The organism is Archangium sp. (assembly GCF_057119385.1).
In genome coordinates this window covers 1-16,085 of sequence record NZ_DBNGVP010000005.1, presented here as the reverse complement: position 1 = coordinate 16,085, position 16,085 = coordinate 1, and the positions used below count along the sequence as shown (strand labels likewise).

The 16,085-nt window shown below is 69.4% G+C and carries 15 protein-coding genes; 9 read left to right on the top strand and 6 right to left on the bottom strand.

What is annotated here, in order from left to right; all coding sequences use genetic code 11:
* Positions 1-215 precede the first annotated feature (215 nt).
* A complete protein-coding gene (locus AC16DP_RS02350) occupies positions 216-1,601 on the top strand; it encodes an alpha/beta fold hydrolase (protein WP_329731150.1) in 1,386 nt (461 codons plus the stop codon).
* Between the two features lie 54 nt (positions 1,602-1,655).
* The gene (locus AC16DP_RS02345; protein ID WP_329731151.1) at positions 1,656-2,471 is read left to right on the top strand and encodes a Uma2 family endonuclease; all 816 of its coding nucleotides are present in this window, start codon (positions 1,656-1,658) and stop codon (positions 2,469-2,471) included.
* 9 nt (positions 2,472-2,480) lie between these two features.
* Here the strand turns inward: AC16DP_RS02345 and AC16DP_RS02340 are convergent, their stop codons facing one another.
* Positions 2,481-3,548: a potassium channel family protein gene (locus AC16DP_RS02340; protein ID WP_329731152.1), complete on the bottom strand. Its 1,068-nt coding sequence runs from the start codon at positions 3,546-3,548 to the stop codon at positions 2,481-2,483.
* A gap of 66 nt (positions 3,549-3,614) precedes the next feature.
* Between AC16DP_RS02340 and AC16DP_RS02335 the strand changes: the two genes are divergently transcribed.
* Positions 3,615-4,799, top strand: a complete 1,185-nt coding sequence (locus AC16DP_RS02335) for a glycosyltransferase family 2 protein (protein WP_329731153.1) — start codon at positions 3,615-3,617, stop codon at positions 4,797-4,799.
* An 8-nt stretch (positions 4,800-4,807) separates the two neighbouring features.
* Here AC16DP_RS02335 and AC16DP_RS02330 read toward each other — a convergent pair whose 3' ends face one another.
* Positions 4,808-5,314 (bottom strand): superoxide dismutase family protein, encoded by a 507-nt coding sequence (locus tag AC16DP_RS02330; protein WP_329731154.1) that lies wholly within the window; start codon positions 5,312-5,314, stop codon positions 4,808-4,810.
* A gap of 135 nt (positions 5,315-5,449) precedes the next feature.
* On the opposite strand from AC16DP_RS02330, the gene AC16DP_RS02325 reads away from it, so the two are divergent.
* On the top strand, positions 5,450-6,508 hold the full coding sequence (locus AC16DP_RS02325; protein WP_329731155.1) for a pectin acetylesterase-family hydrolase: 1,059 nt from the start codon (positions 5,450-5,452) through the stop codon (positions 6,506-6,508).
* Between the two features lie 122 nt (positions 6,509-6,630).
* Here the strand turns inward: AC16DP_RS02325 and tatC are convergent, their stop codons facing one another.
* From tatC to AC16DP_RS02305, 4 genes are all read right to left on the bottom strand, one after another.
* Positions 6,631-7,842, bottom strand: a complete 1,212-nt coding sequence (tatC, locus tag AC16DP_RS02320; protein ID WP_329731164.1) for a twin-arginine translocase subunit TatC — start codon at positions 7,840-7,842, stop codon at positions 6,631-6,633.
* A gap of 36 nt (positions 7,843-7,878) precedes the next feature.
* A complete protein-coding gene (tatB, locus tag AC16DP_RS02315) occupies positions 7,879-8,331 on the bottom strand; it encodes a Sec-independent protein translocase protein TatB (protein WP_329731156.1) in 453 nt (150 codons plus the stop codon).
* Between the two features lie 137 nt (positions 8,332-8,468).
* Positions 8,469-9,740, bottom strand: a complete 1,272-nt coding sequence (locus tag AC16DP_RS02310) for an MFS transporter (protein ID WP_329731157.1) — start codon at positions 9,738-9,740, stop codon at positions 8,469-8,471.
* A gap of 60 nt (positions 9,741-9,800) precedes the next feature.
* The gene (locus AC16DP_RS02305; RefSeq protein ID WP_414640762.1) at positions 9,801-11,753 is read right to left on the bottom strand and encodes a methyl-accepting chemotaxis protein; all 1,953 of its coding nucleotides are present in this window, start codon (positions 11,751-11,753) and stop codon (positions 9,801-9,803) included.
* A gap of 260 nt (positions 11,754-12,013) precedes the next feature.
* Between AC16DP_RS02305 and AC16DP_RS02300 the strand changes: the two genes are divergently transcribed.
* The 5 genes from AC16DP_RS02300 to sitI6 are packed head-to-tail and all read left to right on the top strand — an operon-like array spanning position 12,014 to position 15,877.
* The gene (locus AC16DP_RS02300; RefSeq protein WP_329731159.1) at positions 12,014-13,045 is read left to right on the top strand and encodes a histone deacetylase family protein; all 1,032 of its coding nucleotides are present in this window, start codon (positions 12,014-12,016) and stop codon (positions 13,043-13,045) included.
* A 51-nt stretch (positions 13,046-13,096) separates the two neighbouring features.
* Complete coding sequence (locus AC16DP_RS02295) at positions 13,097-13,639, top strand: hypothetical protein (protein ID WP_329731160.1); 543 nt, start codon at positions 13,097-13,099, stop codon at positions 13,637-13,639.
* Positions 13,636-14,313 carry a glutathione S-transferase family protein gene (locus tag AC16DP_RS02290; protein WP_329731161.1) on the top strand — a complete coding sequence of 226 codons (678 nt, stop codon included), beginning with the start codon at positions 13,636-13,638 and terminating at the stop codon, positions 14,311-14,313. Before AC16DP_RS02295 ends, AC16DP_RS02290 begins: the two co-directional genes overlap by 4 nt.
* 48 nt (positions 14,314-14,361) lie before the next feature.
* A complete protein-coding gene (gene sitA6, locus AC16DP_RS02285; RefSeq protein ID WP_329731162.1) occupies positions 14,362-15,129 on the top strand; it encodes a SitA6 family polymorphic toxin lipoprotein in 768 nt (255 codons plus the stop codon).
* Positions 15,098-15,877 (top strand): SitI6 family double-CXXCG motif immunity protein, encoded by a 780-nt coding sequence (sitI6, locus tag AC16DP_RS02280; RefSeq protein WP_329731163.1) that lies wholly within the window; start codon positions 15,098-15,100, stop codon positions 15,875-15,877. Before sitA6 ends, sitI6 begins: the two co-directional genes overlap by 32 nt.
* The last annotated feature ends 208 nt before the right edge of the window (positions 15,878-16,085 follow it).

Sequence of the window (16,085 nt, the reverse complement as noted above, 5' to 3'; positions counted from 1 at the left end):
GGACTCGGGGTCAACACCCCGCCCCATCTCCCATTCTCATTCCCCTGCCCCAGTGCCCTACCCACGCCCCTCTCCCCTCGCCCTCCGGGAGAGGGACGGGGTGAGGGTGCCCGCATCCCAGGTTGGCACCGTGTCTGCCCCCTCTCCCTCTGGGAGAGGGCTGGGGTGAGGGTCTGCATCGCACGCCGTGAATCCCATCTCACGAGGAACCCGCCATGTCCCCGTCGCCCTGTGTGTTCGACCTCTCACTGCCCGACCTGCCGCTCGAAGCAGGGGCGCGGGTCATGTCCCACGTGGCGCGAGGCTGGTGGTGGGGCCCCGAGCAGGACCTGCCCTGGCTGCGCGCACGAGCGCACGTACTCCCGAAAGAAACGGTGCGGGAGAACGCGCTGCGAGTCGTGCGCCGCACGAAGGAGGAACTCCACCGGCTCACCACCGCTCCACGGAACCCGCCCCCAGTGAAACCGGACGCCACGGTGCCCACGGTGCTGCTGGTGCACGCACTCACGGGAGACATGCGAGCGGGAGGCGAAGGCGGATGGTGGGAACCTGTCATCGGGCCTGGGCGGGCGTTGGATCCGGAGCGGGTGCGGCTGCTGTGCTTCAACAACCTGGGCTCCTGTTACGGGAGCTCGGGGCCGGCGGACGAGGGCTTCCCGAGGCGCGTGGATGACCGCCGCTTCGGCCCACCCGAGCCACTGCCGAAGGGAGACCTGCGGCAGAACGAGCACCAGCTGCCGGCCACGGTGACGCCGTGGGACCAGGCGCGCGCCATCCTGCAGGCGCTGGACACGCTGGGCCTTGAGCGTGTCTCCCTGGGGGTAGGAGGCTCGCTGGGAGGGATGATCGTCCTATGCCTGTCGGTGCTGGCGCCGGAGCGCTTCGAGCGCATCTGTCCCATCGCGGCGGCGGAGGAATCGAGCCCGTGGGTGGTGGGCTGGAACCACGTGGCGAGACAGGCGCTGCTGCTGGACCCGCAGTTCCCCGAGGCCCCCGCGCGAGGCCTGGAGCTGGCGAGGCAGCTCGCGATGCTCACCTACCGGGCGGAGCCGGGCCTGCAATCGCGTCATGGGAGGAACCCGCCACGTCCGTGGTCCTCGCGGGCGCTCCATCCCATCCAGAGCTACCTGGAGTACCAGGGCGCGAAGCTGCGAGCGCGCTTCGACGCGCGGACGTACCTGGCGCTGCTGGGAGCGATGGACCACCACGACCTCGCGCGCCCTCCCGAGGGGGACACGGACGGACCGTGGGGCGTGGCCCGCATCCGCGCGAGCGCCCTGTGCGTGGGAATCGACAACGACCAGCTCTTCTACCCCGAGCACATGGAGCGGCTGACGGAGCGCCTGCGGGCGCACGGACGCCACGCGGAGTACGCCGAGCTCTCCAGCGCCCACGGACACGACGGCTTCCTCATCGAGTGGGAGCCCCTCGACGGGCTGCTGCGGCGTGCGCTCGCCCTGCCCCACGCTTCGGGCGCGGGGTCCACGGGCACGTCCACGGGAGAGGACTCCCCCTCCACGCCAGGAACGGTGGAGGAGGTGTGCCCGGCCGCGCTGCACTCGGCGGCGTATGCAGTGTCCACTCGGCCCGCTCCTTGCTGAGAAGTAGCGCGGGGGCAGTTGACCGGAGAGGTCACCCGTCGCAGGCTTGAAGGCATGGGACGGCACACACGAGAGCGTGAGGACGCCTTCCCCCGGGCGCCCACACAAGAGGAGTGGGAGGCGATGGGGACGGAGGAGCGGGAGCGGGTGGTGGCGTCACTGCCCGGTGAGGTGACGTGGGACGAGATGGCGATGCCGGAGGGCGACAAGCACCTCCGGGCCAAGGTGCGCACGCTGGATCTCCTCGAGGGCTACTTCAGCCACCAGCGGCGCAAGGTGTACATCGGCGCGGAGCTGCCCATCTACTACCCGGGCGAGCGGCGCTTCGCCCCGGACCTGCTGGTGGTGCTGGATGTGGAGGCGCACGAGCGGGAGAAGTGGGTGGTGAGCCACGAGGGCAAGGGGCTGGACTGGGTGCTGGAGGTCCACGTGGGGGGCGACCGGAAGAAGGACGCCGAGTACAACGTGGAGCGCTACGCGCGGTTGGGGATTGCCGAATACTTCATCTACGACCGGGCCCGGGAGCGGCTGGAGGGGTACCGGCTACAGGAGTCCGGGGTGAAGCGGTACGAGCGGATGGAGACGAAGCAGGGCCGCTACACCTCGGAAGTGCTGGGGCTGGAGCTGGAGGTGGTGAACGCGCGATTGCAGATATGGGCGGGCAACGCGCTGCTGCTGGAGTCGGGGGAGCTGGTGGAGCGGATGCGGGAGAAGCTGGAGGAGGTGCAGCGGCGGGTGGACGAGGAAGCGCGGCTGCGCGAGCAGGAAGCCCGGCTGCGCGAGCAGGAGGCACGGCTGCGCGAGGAGGCGGAGCGCCGCATCGCGGAGCTGACGGCCGAGTTGGAGCGGCTGCAGCACCGCGAGGAGTGAGGGCCGGGCTCAGCTATCGCCGTGATGGGAGTAGACGGGGGCGTCCGGCTCCAGCGTGAAGGCGCGCAGCTGCTTGTAGTCCTTGTACTCGGCCTGGAGCGTCACCATGTCCCCCGCCTCGATGCGCGTGTCACCGGAGGGGTGCAACCACTCGTCGCCCTTGCCTCCCCGGCGCATGGACAACGCCAGCCCTCCGAAGCGGTCCCGCACCTCGGAGATGGTCAACCCCGGCAGCCCCGCGCGCGCCTCGAAGACGGACACCACCATCAGGTGCGTGCCGATGCGGAACGAGTGGACGATGCGTGGATCCAACGCCGCCAGGGCCATGGCGGGAGCCGCCAGCGACGAGCTGCTCAGCGCCTCGGCCTTGAAGGTGTCGCGCACCTTGGCCACCAGGTCGTCGTCGAAGAGGCGGATGACCACGCGGATGTCCGGATTCATCCGCCGCGCGTCCAGCGCGATGTTCAGGTTGGCCAGGTCATCGTCCGTGGCGCAGACGATGGCCGCCGCCTTCCTCACGTTGGTGCGCGGCAGGCACTGGGGGCTGCGGATGTCGTCGATGAGCAGCGGCACCTGCTCGTCGCGCAGCACCGCCACGAAGGCCGCCTCCTCGCGCTTCTCCACCACCACCACGTCCTTGCCCAGCGAGCGCAGCTGCACCACCACGCGGTACCCCACGCGCCCCGCGCCGCACACCACCACGTGCCCCTTGAACGTCTCGGCGATCACCTCGAACCACTCCTTGTCCTGCCGGTGCCTGGCGAAGAAGAGATAGGCGAAGCGCACCACCCCGTCGACGAGCACCGCGATGCCCACCGGCGGGATGAGCATGTCGAGGAACATCAACAGGCTGTCATCCACGTCCAGCGAGGGCTGCCCGTAGAGCAGGAAGTAGACGTGGCGCAGCGCCTTGCCCAGGCTCACCCCGTGCCCGTCCGCCCCGACGTGGCGCCAGCGGTACAGCAACGGCATGCAGCCGAAGAGCAACACCGCCATGAGCACCGTGGTGCGGAAACGGCGCAGCAGCGCGAACAGGTAGCGCAGATTCATCGCCAGGCGGAGGCGGGGAGTCACCATCGGCTGCCTGCGTACCACGGCCGTGGCACCTCGACCACCCACCGGACGCGTGACACGATGTCAGACATGAGCATCCTGGTGGGAGCCTTCGCGGTGCTGGTGGGCCTGAGCTGTGCGTACTGGCTCCTGGGAATCTGGGGCTTCGTGCGGTTGGAGCGAGGGCTGCCACGCCTGGGAGCACCCGGCGTTCCCGAGCCGGCCCGGTGTCCCCGGGTGTCGCTCGTCATCCCCGCGTGCAACGAGGTGGACACGCTGGAGGCCGCCGTGGCCTCGCGCCTCGCCCAGGACTACCCGGACCTGGAGCTGGTGCTCGTCGATGACCGCTCCAACGACGGGACGAGCGCCCTGGTGGACCGGCTCGCCGCCGCGGACACCCGGGTGAAGGCCCTCCACATCACCCACCTGCCCGAGGGCTGGCTCGGCAAGCTGCACGCGCTCCACCGGGGCGCCGAGGCCGCCACCGGCGAGTGGCTGCTCTTCACGGACGCGGACGTGCACTTCGCTCCGGACACCGTGCGCCGCGCCATGGCCCTGTGCGAGGCCCGCTCCTGGGACTTCCTCACCGTGCTCTTCCTCCTGCGGCCCACGTCCTTCCTCCTGGACGCCGCCGTCTCCACGACCATGCGGATGATTGGCACCGCCGCACGGCTCCACCGCGTGGCGGACCCCGATTCCTCCGCCTCGATGGGGGCCGGGGTCTTCAACCTCGTGCACCGCGACATGTTCGCGCGCACCCGCGGCTTCGAGTGGCTCAAGCTGGAGATCGCCGATGACGCCGCCCTCGGGCAGATGGTCAAGCGCGCCGGGGGCCGCTGTGGGGTGGCCCACGCGCTCGGCCACGTGAGCGTGGAGCTCTACCCCACCCTGGGCGCCATGGCCCGGGGTTGCGAGAAGGCGGGCTTCGGCGTGATGGGGCAGCTCAGCAACACGCGGCTCGTGCTCTCGTGCCTCACCTACCTGCTCATCGAGACCGCGCCCCTGCTCGCGCTGGCACCCGGGTGGCCCGCGTGGCTGCGCGTGATGGGTCTGGTGGGCACGGGGACGGCGCTCGCCACGTGCGCCCTGGCCAGCCGCGTGCTGCGGCGGCCCCTGGGGCCCACGCTCGTGTTCCCGGTGGGCACGCTGCTCTTCGTGGTCTTCCTGCTGCGCTCGGGGTGGCTCGGGTGGCGCCGCGGCGGCATCGTGTGGCGCGGCACCCTGTACCCCACGCAACTGCTGCGCAAGGGAATCCGCTTCGAATCGCCGCTCTGAACCGTCCCCTACTTGTCCCGGGCGAGGACGCCGCAGGCCACCCGTCCCCCCGAGTTGCCCGTGGGATCCGTCACCTGGTCGTCCGCCTGGGCGTGGATGACGAGCGCGGTGCCATCCGCGTCGAAGATGGAGAGCTGTCCCTCGCCGAGCGTCACCCGGTTCGTCGTGGCCTTGTAGGAGGCCTTGCCGCTCGCGTCCGCCTCCAGGTTGGGCAGGTCCCCGGCATGCGCGCCCGTGGGGGAATCCAGCCCATGCTGCTTGTCCAACGGGTTGAAGTGGCTCCCCGCACTGGTGAAGCCCGGCGCCTCGCACAGGCCCACCTGGTGGAAGTGGATTCCGTGAAGGCCCGGCTCCAGTCCCGTGGCCTCCACCTGGAGATCCACCGCGTCGCCCCGCTCCACCAGCGTCGCCGTGCCGATCTTCTCGCCGCTCGCGTTCATCAGATCCGCCGTCGCGCGCTCCCCACCACAGCCCGCCAGCGCCAATCCTCCTGCCAACCACAGCAGCTTCCGCATGACTGTTCCTCCCCGTGTAACCGTCCGCACCGGCAGCATGAGACACCGGCCTCGGCGAGGGACTGGAATCGTGGCGGCTCTGTCCGCCGCCCGACGCGGACCCCGTTCTATGCTCCCCGCATGACACGAAACCTGTTGGCCGTACTCACCACGCTGATGGTGGTGGGCTCCGGATGTGACAAGGAGCCCATGGGGCAACCTGGAGAGCAGCCCGGGGAAACGCCCATCTCCACCCCGCAGAACACGTGGAGCTGGGTCGACTTCTCCAACTCCACCTGCGACGAGGGCACGCCCACGGGCATCGGCGCCAACCTCACCGACAGCAAGAACCTCCTCATCTTCTTCAATGGTGGTGGAGCCTGCTGGGACGCCGTCACCTGCCTGCAGCTCAACACCTCCGCGCACGGGCCCTTCACCCGGACCCAGTTCGACGCGTTGTTCTCGCGAATCAGCTCCGGCTCCGTCTTCGACCGGCAGCTCGCCAACAACCCGTACAAGGACTGGAACTACTTCTTCGTCCCGTACTGCACAGGCGACCTGCACATCGGCAACGCGGACGCCGTCTACACCAGCGGCTCCACCTCCAGGACGATCCGCCACAAGGGCCGCGCCAACACCGAGGCCTTCCTCGCCCGCATCGCCGCCACCTTCCCCAACCCCGAGCAGGTCCTCGTCACCGGCTCGAGCGCCGGAGGCTTCGGCGCCGCCCTCAACTACGACCTCATCCGCTCCACCTTCCCCAACGCGAAGGTGTTCCTCCTCGATGACTCCGGGCCGCTCTTCAAGAGCAATGCCATGTCCGCCAACCTCCGTGCCGCCTGGGCCAAGGCCTGGAACTACGACGCCGTCATGGATGCCCTCGACCCCGCCGTGAAGGCGGATTACGCGGAGCTCTACCCCGCGCTCGCCCTGAAGTACCCCAACGACCGGATGGCCCTGCTGTCCTCGGCGCAGGATCAGACGATCCGCACCTACCTGCAGCTCTCCGCCTCCGCCTTCGAGACCGCGCTGCTCGACCTCGACAGCACGGTGCTCTCGCCGCTGCCCAATACCCGCTCCTTCATCACCGCCGGACAGGGCCACACCATGCTGCTCAACCCCGGCTCGCAGAGCTCACAGGGCGTGGTCCTGCTGGATTGGCTCAATCAGATGCAGAGTGGGAGTGATGAGCAGTGGAGGTCCGTGCGGCCGTAACGCACGGCTCACAGTCCCTTATCAACCCAGGAGCCTCGATACCCTCACCCCGTCCCTCTCCCGAGGGGAGAGGGGATGTTGGGGGCGAAGGGGCTCTCGGGTGATGTGCGCGCTGAAGTGGTTCAGGCTCCCGTCGTCGGGGTGATGCTCGTCTCGGCTTCCTGCTTCGCCCGCCTGCGCTCGATGAGCCACACCGCCAGCACGCCCATCTCGTAGCAGAGCAGCATCGGGCCGGCCATCAACGACAGGTTCACCACGTCTCCCGTCGGCGTGAGGATCGCCGCCGCGATGAGGCACACCACGAACGCGTGCCGCTGGTACTTCATCAGGAAGCCCGCCCTCACGATGCCCACCAGGCCCAGCAGCGCCATCACCAGCGGCAGCTCGAAGATGATGCCGAACGACAACAACAGCAGCAGCACCAGCGACAGCTGCTCGTTCATCGTCAGCATCGGCTTCGTCCACGCCGCCGCCACGTGCCGCGCCTTGCCCAGCGCCAGCTCCTTCTCCAGCCGCCACAGCCCCGCCAGCTCCTCGGCCCGCGTGGGCGCCACCCCGGCCAGCAGGCTCGCCGCCTCGTCCATGGCCTTCGCCGACGCCCCGTAGTCCTCCTTCGCGTACGCCTCCACGGCCTCGGCCCGCTTCTCCACCGTCTGCCGCAGCACGCTGCGCGCCGGCACCCCGAAGCCGTCCGCCGCCGCGTCCAGCAGCCGCCCCAGCCCGTCCAGCCGCGCCTCCAGCTCCACGCTCTCCGAGGGCGGTCGCGTCGCCTCCGGCATCTGCCCCACCCCGTCCGCCTTCAGCGCCTTGCTCGCCTCCCCCGCCAGCTGGCCCGCCCGCTCCGCGTCACCAATCCGCAGGAAGCGCAGCGCGTCGTCCGCCCGCAGCCGCCCCACGTCCAGCCGCTGCGAGATGGCCAGCCCCTCCTCGTCGTTGAGGAGGAACTTGAACATCGACGGCAGCACCGCGAAGTAGCAGAACAGCGCTCCGGCCAGGAACGCCGACGAGCCCAGGAACACGAACGGGCCCGCGTACCGGCGCTCCTCCGGGTACAGCCCCGGCGCCACGAAGCCCCAGATCTGCATCAGGATGACGGGCGTCGTCAGGAAGATGCCGCAGTAGACGCCCACCTTCATGAGGACGTTCAGCTCCTCGATGCCGGAGGTGTAGACGAGCGCACGGCCCTCGGCCGGCAGCGCGTCCAGCACCGGCTTCATCAGGACGCCGAAGATGGGCTTGGCGAACACCAGGGCCGCGGCGCCCAGCACCAACACCGCGAGGGTGCACTTGAGCAGGCGGGAGCGGAGCTCCGTCAGGTGCTCCGCCAGACTCATCCGAAGGTCGTTGTCCACGGGCGCGAATCTCGAGGGCTAGCCGCCCTTGGGGGCGTTGCGCGCCACCGTGCCGGGGATGGGCTCCAGACGCGGAAGGGCGTCCGGCTCCGCCGTCCCGGCAGCGGATGGCTCGGCGGTGGGGGAAGAGGTGCCGGCGGCCTGGGCCACGGCCCCGGCGCTCTCCGGAGCGGTGGCGGCGGCCTGGGCCTCCGGAGCGCCAGCGGCGGCCGGCGGCACGGGAGCGGGCACCGGCGAGGGCAGCACCGCCGGGGTGGGCGGGTGCACCGGAGGCCGGGGCTCGTCCAGCATCTCCTGGTCCATCTTGTAGAACTCGCGCTCCACCACCGTGCGGACCTCATCGGTCTGCCGGCGGAACTCGCGCACGAACTTGCCGATGGTGCGCGCGAACTCGGGCAGCTTCTGCGGCCCGAGCACGAGCAGCGCCACCACCACGATGAGGATGAGCTCGCCTGCGCCGACGTTGAACATGAGCGGATGGCTCCAGGGGGAACCGCCGGGAGGTTATCGCGCCCCGGGCGGCGGGGTGCAACCCGATTGGACCGTGCCCCGATCGCCTGCCTCCCCGTCCCACGGCCCCTGGGGGCGGGCACGGGGCAAATCGCCCCTCAGGGCCGGGGAGCTCCGCCCCCGGGGCTCACGGGCACGGGCACTGCGGCGAGCGGGGTGGCGGCCACCTGGTCGCGCGCCAGCACACGGCGCTCCACCAGGAAGAACATGACGGGCGCCAGGAGCGTGAGGGCCATGGACACGAACACCACCCGCTGCATGCCCCCGAGCTGCCCGCCGGGCAGGTCCGTCAGCAGCTTCGAGGACAGGGAGGCCCCGGCCGCGGCGCCCAGGTGCTGCACGGCGGACTGGAAGGACATGAAGCGCGCGCGGATGGACTGCTCCGGCACGCGCGAGGTGAGCGTGCTGTAGGCCACGTTGCGCACCCCGTTGGACAGGAAGAAGCACGCGAAGATGGCCACCAGGGGCACGCCGGCCGGCAGGTGGATGAAGGACATGTAGAGCGTGCCGATGAACAGCAACGAGCCCACCGTGCCCACCCGGAAGGAGCCCAACAGGTCCACCGCCTTGCCCGCCAACCGCAGCGTCACGAAGCTCACCAGGCCGCCGACGAAGTAGATGAACTCGATCTCCTCGCGCGGATAGCCGAGGTTGCGCTGCACGTAGCCGGAGATGTTGGGGATGATGATGAAGCCGGCCAGGTTGAGCAGCGCCGTCATCCCGTAGGACAGGAGCACGTCCGAGCGGGTGAACAACTCCCTCACGCTCACCGTGGGGCCCTTCTGGCGCTCCAGGTGTCCACGCATCGGCGGCAGGTAGAAGATGGCCCCGGCCACCAGGAGCAGGCCCAGGCCCGCCACCGCGAAGAAGGGCATGCGCCAGCCCGCCCAGCCCGACACCTTCAGCGCCAGGGGAATGCCCAGCACGGAGGCCACCGAGAAGGCCCCCATCACCGCCCCCATGGCCCGCCCGCGCCGCTCCACCGGGATGAGGTCCGCGATGATGGACATGGACAGCGACGTGGCCGGGCCGCCGAACAGGCCCGCCATCGCCCGCGCCACCAGCAGCGACGTGAGCCCCGTGGCGAAGCCTCCCGCCGCCGTGGCCACCACCAACCCCAGCATGGCCACCGCCAGCGCCTTGCGCCGGTCGAAGCGGTCCAGGAAGTAGCTGCCCGCCACCCCCGCCACGCACCCGGCCGCCGTGTACGCCGCGCCGATGTTGCCAATCTGGCTGGTGGGAATGCCCAGCCCCGCCGCGAAGTCCGGCCCCAGCGGCATCACCATCACGAAGTCCAGGATGTTGACGAACTGGACCGCGCCAATCAGGAAGACGACCGCACGCTCTGAAACGGCTCGGGGCGAAGACATGGGGCCCCTCCTAATGGAGTGCCAGAGCGGGTGCACGCGATTCCTCGCGCGCCCCCATTCTCACACCTTGAAGCGCCGGATCTCGGCGCGGAGCACCTCGGACTGACGCTGGAGGCTCTCGATGGCCTCCTCCAGCCCCTTCACCGAGCGCGTCTGGTGCTCGGACACACCCTTGATGGCCTCCACCGCCTTGAGCACCTGCTCGCTGCCCTTGGTCTGCTCCTTCTGGGCGCGGTTGAGGTGGGTGACCATCTCGTTGATGTTCTCGATGGAGCGGGTGATCTGCTTGCTGCCGTGCGCCTGCTCCTGGCTGCTGCGCTGCACGTGCGCCGTAATCGCCTTCATCCGCTCGGCGCTGTTCATGATCTGCTCGCCGCCCTTGGCCTGCTCGTTGGAGGCCTTGGAGATCATCTGCACCGTCTCGGAGATGCGGTGGATGGCCTGCGTCACCTGCTTGCTGCCGCGCGCCTGCTCCACCGTGGCCCGGGCAATGGCCTTCACCATCTGCGTGGACTTCTGCGCGCTGTCGTTGATTTTGCGCAGGGTGCCCTCGGCCTCGCGGCCCAGCTGCACGCCCTCCTCCACGTTGCGCACGCCCTGGTTCATCACCTGCACCGCGTTGCGGCTCTCCTCCTGCACGCGGCTGATGAGGTCGGCGATCTCCTTGGTGGACGCGCCCGTGCGCTCGGCCAGGTCCTTGATTTCATCCGCCACCACGGCGAAGCCCTTGCCGTGCTCGCCGGACTGCGCGGCGATGATGGCGGCGTTGAGCGCCAGCAGGTTGGTCTGCTCGGCCACGTCGTCGATGACGTTGAGGATGTTGCCGATTTCGGAGATGCGCCGGCCCAGGCTGTCGATGACGCCCGAGGCGCCGAGGCTGGACTCCTTGATGCGGTCCATGCCCTGCATCGTCTTGCGCAGGGCGTCCACGCCCGTCTTGGCGTCCTCGGACACCTGCTCGGACAGGCGCGCCGTCTCGTTGGCGTTGGCCTCCACCTGGCCGATGGAGCTGTCCATCTGGCTGATGCTGGAGGACGTCTCCTGGGTGGAGTCGCGCAGCTCGTCGATGTTCTTGGCGACCTCCTTGATGGAGAACGTCATCTCCTCGATGGCGCTGGTGGTCTCCTCCACGCTGGCGGCCATGGCCTGGACGTTCTCGGCCACCTCGTCGTTGGTGGCGGCCATCTCCATGATGGAGGAGCTGCTCTCCTCGGCGCTCTGGTAGAGCACCTCCACGTTCTCCGCGATGCCGCGCAGGGACGCGAGCATCTGCTCCATGGACGAGGACGTCTCCTCCACGCGGCCCTGGATGGTGGAGGCGCCCGAGGACACGGTGGTGCCGGCGCGCGAGAGCTGCTCGATGACGCCGGAGACCACCTCGGACACGCCGCGCACCTGGCCGAGCGTCTTGCGCAGCGACTGGCCGATGCCATCGAGCGCCTCGGCCAGCTGGCCCAGCTCGCCACCGCCGCCGGTGGCCTCCACCGAGACGCGGCTGGTGAGGTCTCCCTCGGCCATCCGGCGCGCCACCGCCATCATGCGATCCAGGGGCCGGAGGATGAGCTTGTGGGTGACGATGTAGATGAGGCCCACCACCACGGCCAGGCCGATGACGAAGGCCGCCGCCAGCAGCAGGGTGAGCTCACTGAGGATGTCGCGCAGGGGCGCGAAGTCCACCGCCACGATGATCCGGCACCCGCCAGCGCCACACCTGGGGCCCTGCGCGGACTCGGACAGGAGCCTGTCCCCGTTGGGCAGCGTGAGGGACGAGGGAGACTCCGGCCGGAAGAGCTGGCCGATCAGGTCGTTGAGCCGCTCGGGCCGGACGCCCCCCTCCAGGAGGATGCTCCGGTCGCTGGAGACGATGGCGGCGTAGGTGAAGTCCTTGTCCACGTCGGACACGCCCACGATGGCCTGCATGGCCAGGGTGTCGGCCTGCACGTCCAGGGAGTCCGCGCCCGGCCGGATGAGGACGCTGGCGAGCTCCCGGGCCTTGGCGTGGCCATGCTCCACGAGCCTGGACTCGAGGTAGTTGGAGACCAGCCAGGAGATGGAGAAGTGGAGGGCCCCGAGGATGAAGACAAGGGCCAGGGTGAAGGTCGCGAAGAGGACGACCCGGAGACCGGGTTTTGGCAGGCGTCGGAGCAAGGCCTCGGGACTGTAGGAAGGTTGACCCTCGAAGGGCAAGAAACCGGCGGTGCGCCCCCCGGAGAGAGAGGGAGCAGGCGCGAGGAGCCCATCCGCTCCATACTGGACGGGTGGGAGCCCGCTCCATGACCCAGACGCTGCTGCTGACCGACCCCCTCTTCCTTCGTCATGACCCGGGCCCGGAGCACCCCGAGTGTCCGGAGCGCCTGTCGCGCATCCTGGAGCTGCTCAACATGGAGCCCATCCAGGGAACCGAGCGCAGGGCCCCCCGCCCGGCCACCGAGGAGGAGCTGGCGGCGGTGCACACGCAGCGGCTGCGCGACTCGCTGAGGGCGATGCGCGGCCGGCACGAGGTGATCGACCCGGACACGCTGACGTCCCCGGACTCGTATGACGCGGCGGTGCTGGCGGCGGGGGCATCGGTGCAGGCGGTGGAGGAGGTGCTGGCGGGGCGGGCGCGCAACGCCTTCGCGCTGGTGCGGCCCCCGGGACACCACGCCGAGCCGGACCGGGCCATGGGCTTCTGCCTGTTCAACAACGTGGCCATCGCCGCGGAGGCCGCGCGCCGCCAGGGGGCCGAGCGGGTGCTCATCTTCGACTGGGACGTGCACCACGGCAACGGCACGCAGGCGGCCTTCTGGACGCGGCGCGACGTGCTCTACATGTCGGTGCACCAGTACCCCTACTACCCGGACTCGGGCGCGCCCTTCGAGGTGGGTGAGGGCCCGGGGGCCGGCTACACGCTCAACTGTGGAATGCGGGGGGGCGCGACGGACGCGGACTACGGGGCGCTCTTCCAGGACCTCTTCCTGCCGGTGGCGCAGGCGTACAAGCCGGACCTGGTGCTGGTGTCCGCGGGCTTCGACGCGCACCACGATGACCCGCTGGCGGACATGCGGCTCACCGAGCGCGGCTTCGCGGCCATGTGCACGGCGCTCCGGGAGGTGGCGGAGAGCGCATGCCAGGGACGGCTGGTGCTGATGCTGGAGGGCGGTTATTCGCTGGAGGGGCTCTCGCAGTCGGTGCACGCTTGCGTGGAGGTGATGGCGGGAGAGACGAAGGACAGCTTCCCGAAGGGGGTCTCGAGGGAAGCGGCGGCGGCGCTCCAGCGCAGCCGTGAGGCGCTCAAGCCCTACTGGTCCGTGCTGGGCCGGTGAGGCGCGCCGGAGTGGAGACCCGGATGACGTTCACAGGTGCCGGGGTGAGACGTGGATCGTGAAGCCGTGGAGAAGTTGCAGCGCGCGGGCCTGAAGGTGGAGCAGCCGGAGTTGCTGCGCGTGCCCATCCAGCGCGACGAGAACAAGCGGGTGGTGACGGTGCGCAACGAGGTGCCGGTGATGGGCAACGAGGGCCTGGTGCTCGTGGCGCTCAAGCCCATCTCGCAGCTGTGGACGGGCTCGGCGGTGCCGCCGGACCTGTCGCGGACACCGCCGCCGCAATACCAGCCCTTCCTCCTGCTGCTGGAGTCGACGGCCGCCAACTACTGCGCGGCCCAGGGCCGGCCCGAGACGGATGACGAGTTCGAGCGGCTCTTCCGCCAGCTGCGCCGCAGGCCGGACGGGACGGACGCGCACCCGCTCTTCTCGTACCTGCAGGGCGCGGCGCGGCTGTACATGTCGCTGCGCGACGTGAGCCAGGCCGAGTTCGAGGCGGTGGTGAACCGGCTGAGCCAGTCGGCGAAGTGGCATTCCACGCACACGGGCAGCACCAACTACCACCGCGAGGTGCTGCACGGGGTGTTCGGCGCATGATCGACCTGTACACGTGGGCGACACCGAATGGGCACAAGGTGTCCGTGACGCTGGAGGAGCTGGGGCTGCCGTACACGGTGCACCCGGTGAACATCGGCAAGGGCGAGCAGAAGCAACCGGGGTTCCTGAAGCTCAACCCCAACGGACGCATTCCGGCCATCGTGGACCGCGAGGAGGGAGACTTCGCGGTGTTCGAGTCGGGCGCCATCATGCTCTACTTGGCGGAGAAGACGGGGAAGCTGCTGCCGGCGGACCGCCAGGGGCGCTCGCGGGTGACGCAGTGGCTGATGTTCCAGATGGCGGGCGTGGGCCCCATGCAGGGACAGGCCAACGTCTTCTTCCGGTACTTCCCGGAGAAGCTTCCCGCGGCCATCGAGCGCTACCAGAACGAGACGCGGCGGCTGTACACGGTGCTGGACACGCGGCTGGGCGAGAGCGAGTACCTGGCGGGCGAGTACAGCATCGCGGACATCGCCAACTGGGCGTGGGTGCGCGTGCATGACTGGGCGGGCGTGTCCATCGACGGGCTGCCGAACCTGCGGCGCTGGCTGGCGGCCATCGAGCAGCGGCCCGCGTCGCAGAAGGGACTGGCGGTGCCGCACGTGGTGAAGCTCGACACGTCCGCCGCGCAGGACCAGGCCATCAAGTCGGCGCAGAGCATCGTGCAGAGATAGGAACACGGAGATGGAGCGGGCCGGCCTCGCGCGAATACGCTGGGCCGCATGCGACTCCTGCTCCCACTCCTCGTGCTGCTGACGGCTTGCGCGACCTCAACACCCACCGTGCCGCAGGACGAGGGACCCGAGACCGTGTCCTCCTCCTGGGAGGAGGCTCGCGCGGACCCGACCTGCGTGGTGCCGCTGTGTGACGGGGAGCGCTGCGCCATCTGGCGTTGCCAGGATGTGGTGGATGTGGAGGAAGAGAAGGCCCCTCCCATCCTCCTGGCGAGGGGAACCCTCCCAGTGGCCCGCCCGCCCATGGTGTTCCGGCCAGTGCCGGGGGGACTTCTACCCCCAGCGAACTCCAATATCACGACGGAGTTGCGCTCTCCGCTCGCGGACACGCCCGAGCGCTGGTGGGGGCACCCCGTGGCGGCGCCCACCTCCGCGGATCCCGTCTTCGAAATCCCCTGGCACAACTGGAAGACGCGCGACCGGTTCGTGCCCAAGGAGCTGCGCCACTGGATGTGCAGCATCCCGCCACGGGAGCCCTACGAGAAGCACCACATTTTTCCTCAACAGAAGCTCCTGGCCGATTGGGTCAACCGCCGGGGCATCGACATCCACGCCTTCACCGTCCGCCTGCCCAGGAGCTTCCACCAGTGGCTGCACAGTGGAGGGCCCGAGGGCGGCCAATGGAATGAGGCCTGGCGGCAGTTCAGGAAGCAAAACCTCTACACGGCCAAGGCCGAGGACATCTGGCGGTTCGCGGGCGAGCTCATGCTGCGATTTGGCGTAAATGGCCCGCTCGTTCCCTTCTATTGCGACTGACCAGGGAACCAAGAGCAAGCACATGGACTATTTCATCATTCAGGAAGACAGGTCCGCGGGTTACACGGGCTCTGTTGATGCCTCGCACAAATGGGGCCTGCCGGGCGTCCACTGCCCCTCATGTCAGGACGCATGGAGCGGCGGCGCCAACGCATACCCTTCGGTTGATTTGACGCCGGTAGCCGCTCTGGCCGATTTCGAGCCCCCCCGGGCCGAATCCCTTGAGGAGTACGAACGGCTATGCGCGCTGATACGTCCCCTGCTGCCGCCAGGTGCGCAATTGGAGCCAGGAGCGGGATTCGGACCGCTCGAGGGCAAGGCCCAGGGCAGTTTCGGGCAATTGTTCATGTACTTCGACGAGGTGCTGTTGATTCAGCGCGAGGCCCTGAACAAGCTCCAGGCAGAGGGACTCCAGGGCATCAAGGGCTGCCCTACTGCTCTCCGCTTCCGCCAGCGCAACTCGCCCGAGCTGCTCGAGTTGGAGCTCCTCCCCGTGGGCCGAGTGCATCCCAAGTGCCTTCCCCCCAACCCTCAGCCCCCCTGTCCCCGCTGTGGCCGCCTGATGCACCCCCTCCCGGATGTCCTGATACTGGACGCCTCCACCCTTCCCGCGCACCTCGACTTGTTCCGGCTGGGGGACTACTGCAACGTCACAATCTGCACCGGGCGCTTCGTGGAGGCATGCCAGCGTCTGGGATTGGATGGCCTTGTCTTCCAACCCGTGGAAGTGGCAGCGACACAGCCATGACGCTCGCCGCGCTGCTCATCCTCGTTCCCATCCGCACTGCTCGTGGCGACTGCCGCGACTCCCCCGCCAACCATCAGCCCATCCGCGCCCGAGACATGCATCGAGTCCTACGTCACCCGTGCTCCAGGACTCAGGAAGGCGCCCGGAGTAGCCTTCGCCGAGATGGAGCGGGCCGGCCTCGCGCGACTACGCCAGGCCGCATGCGACT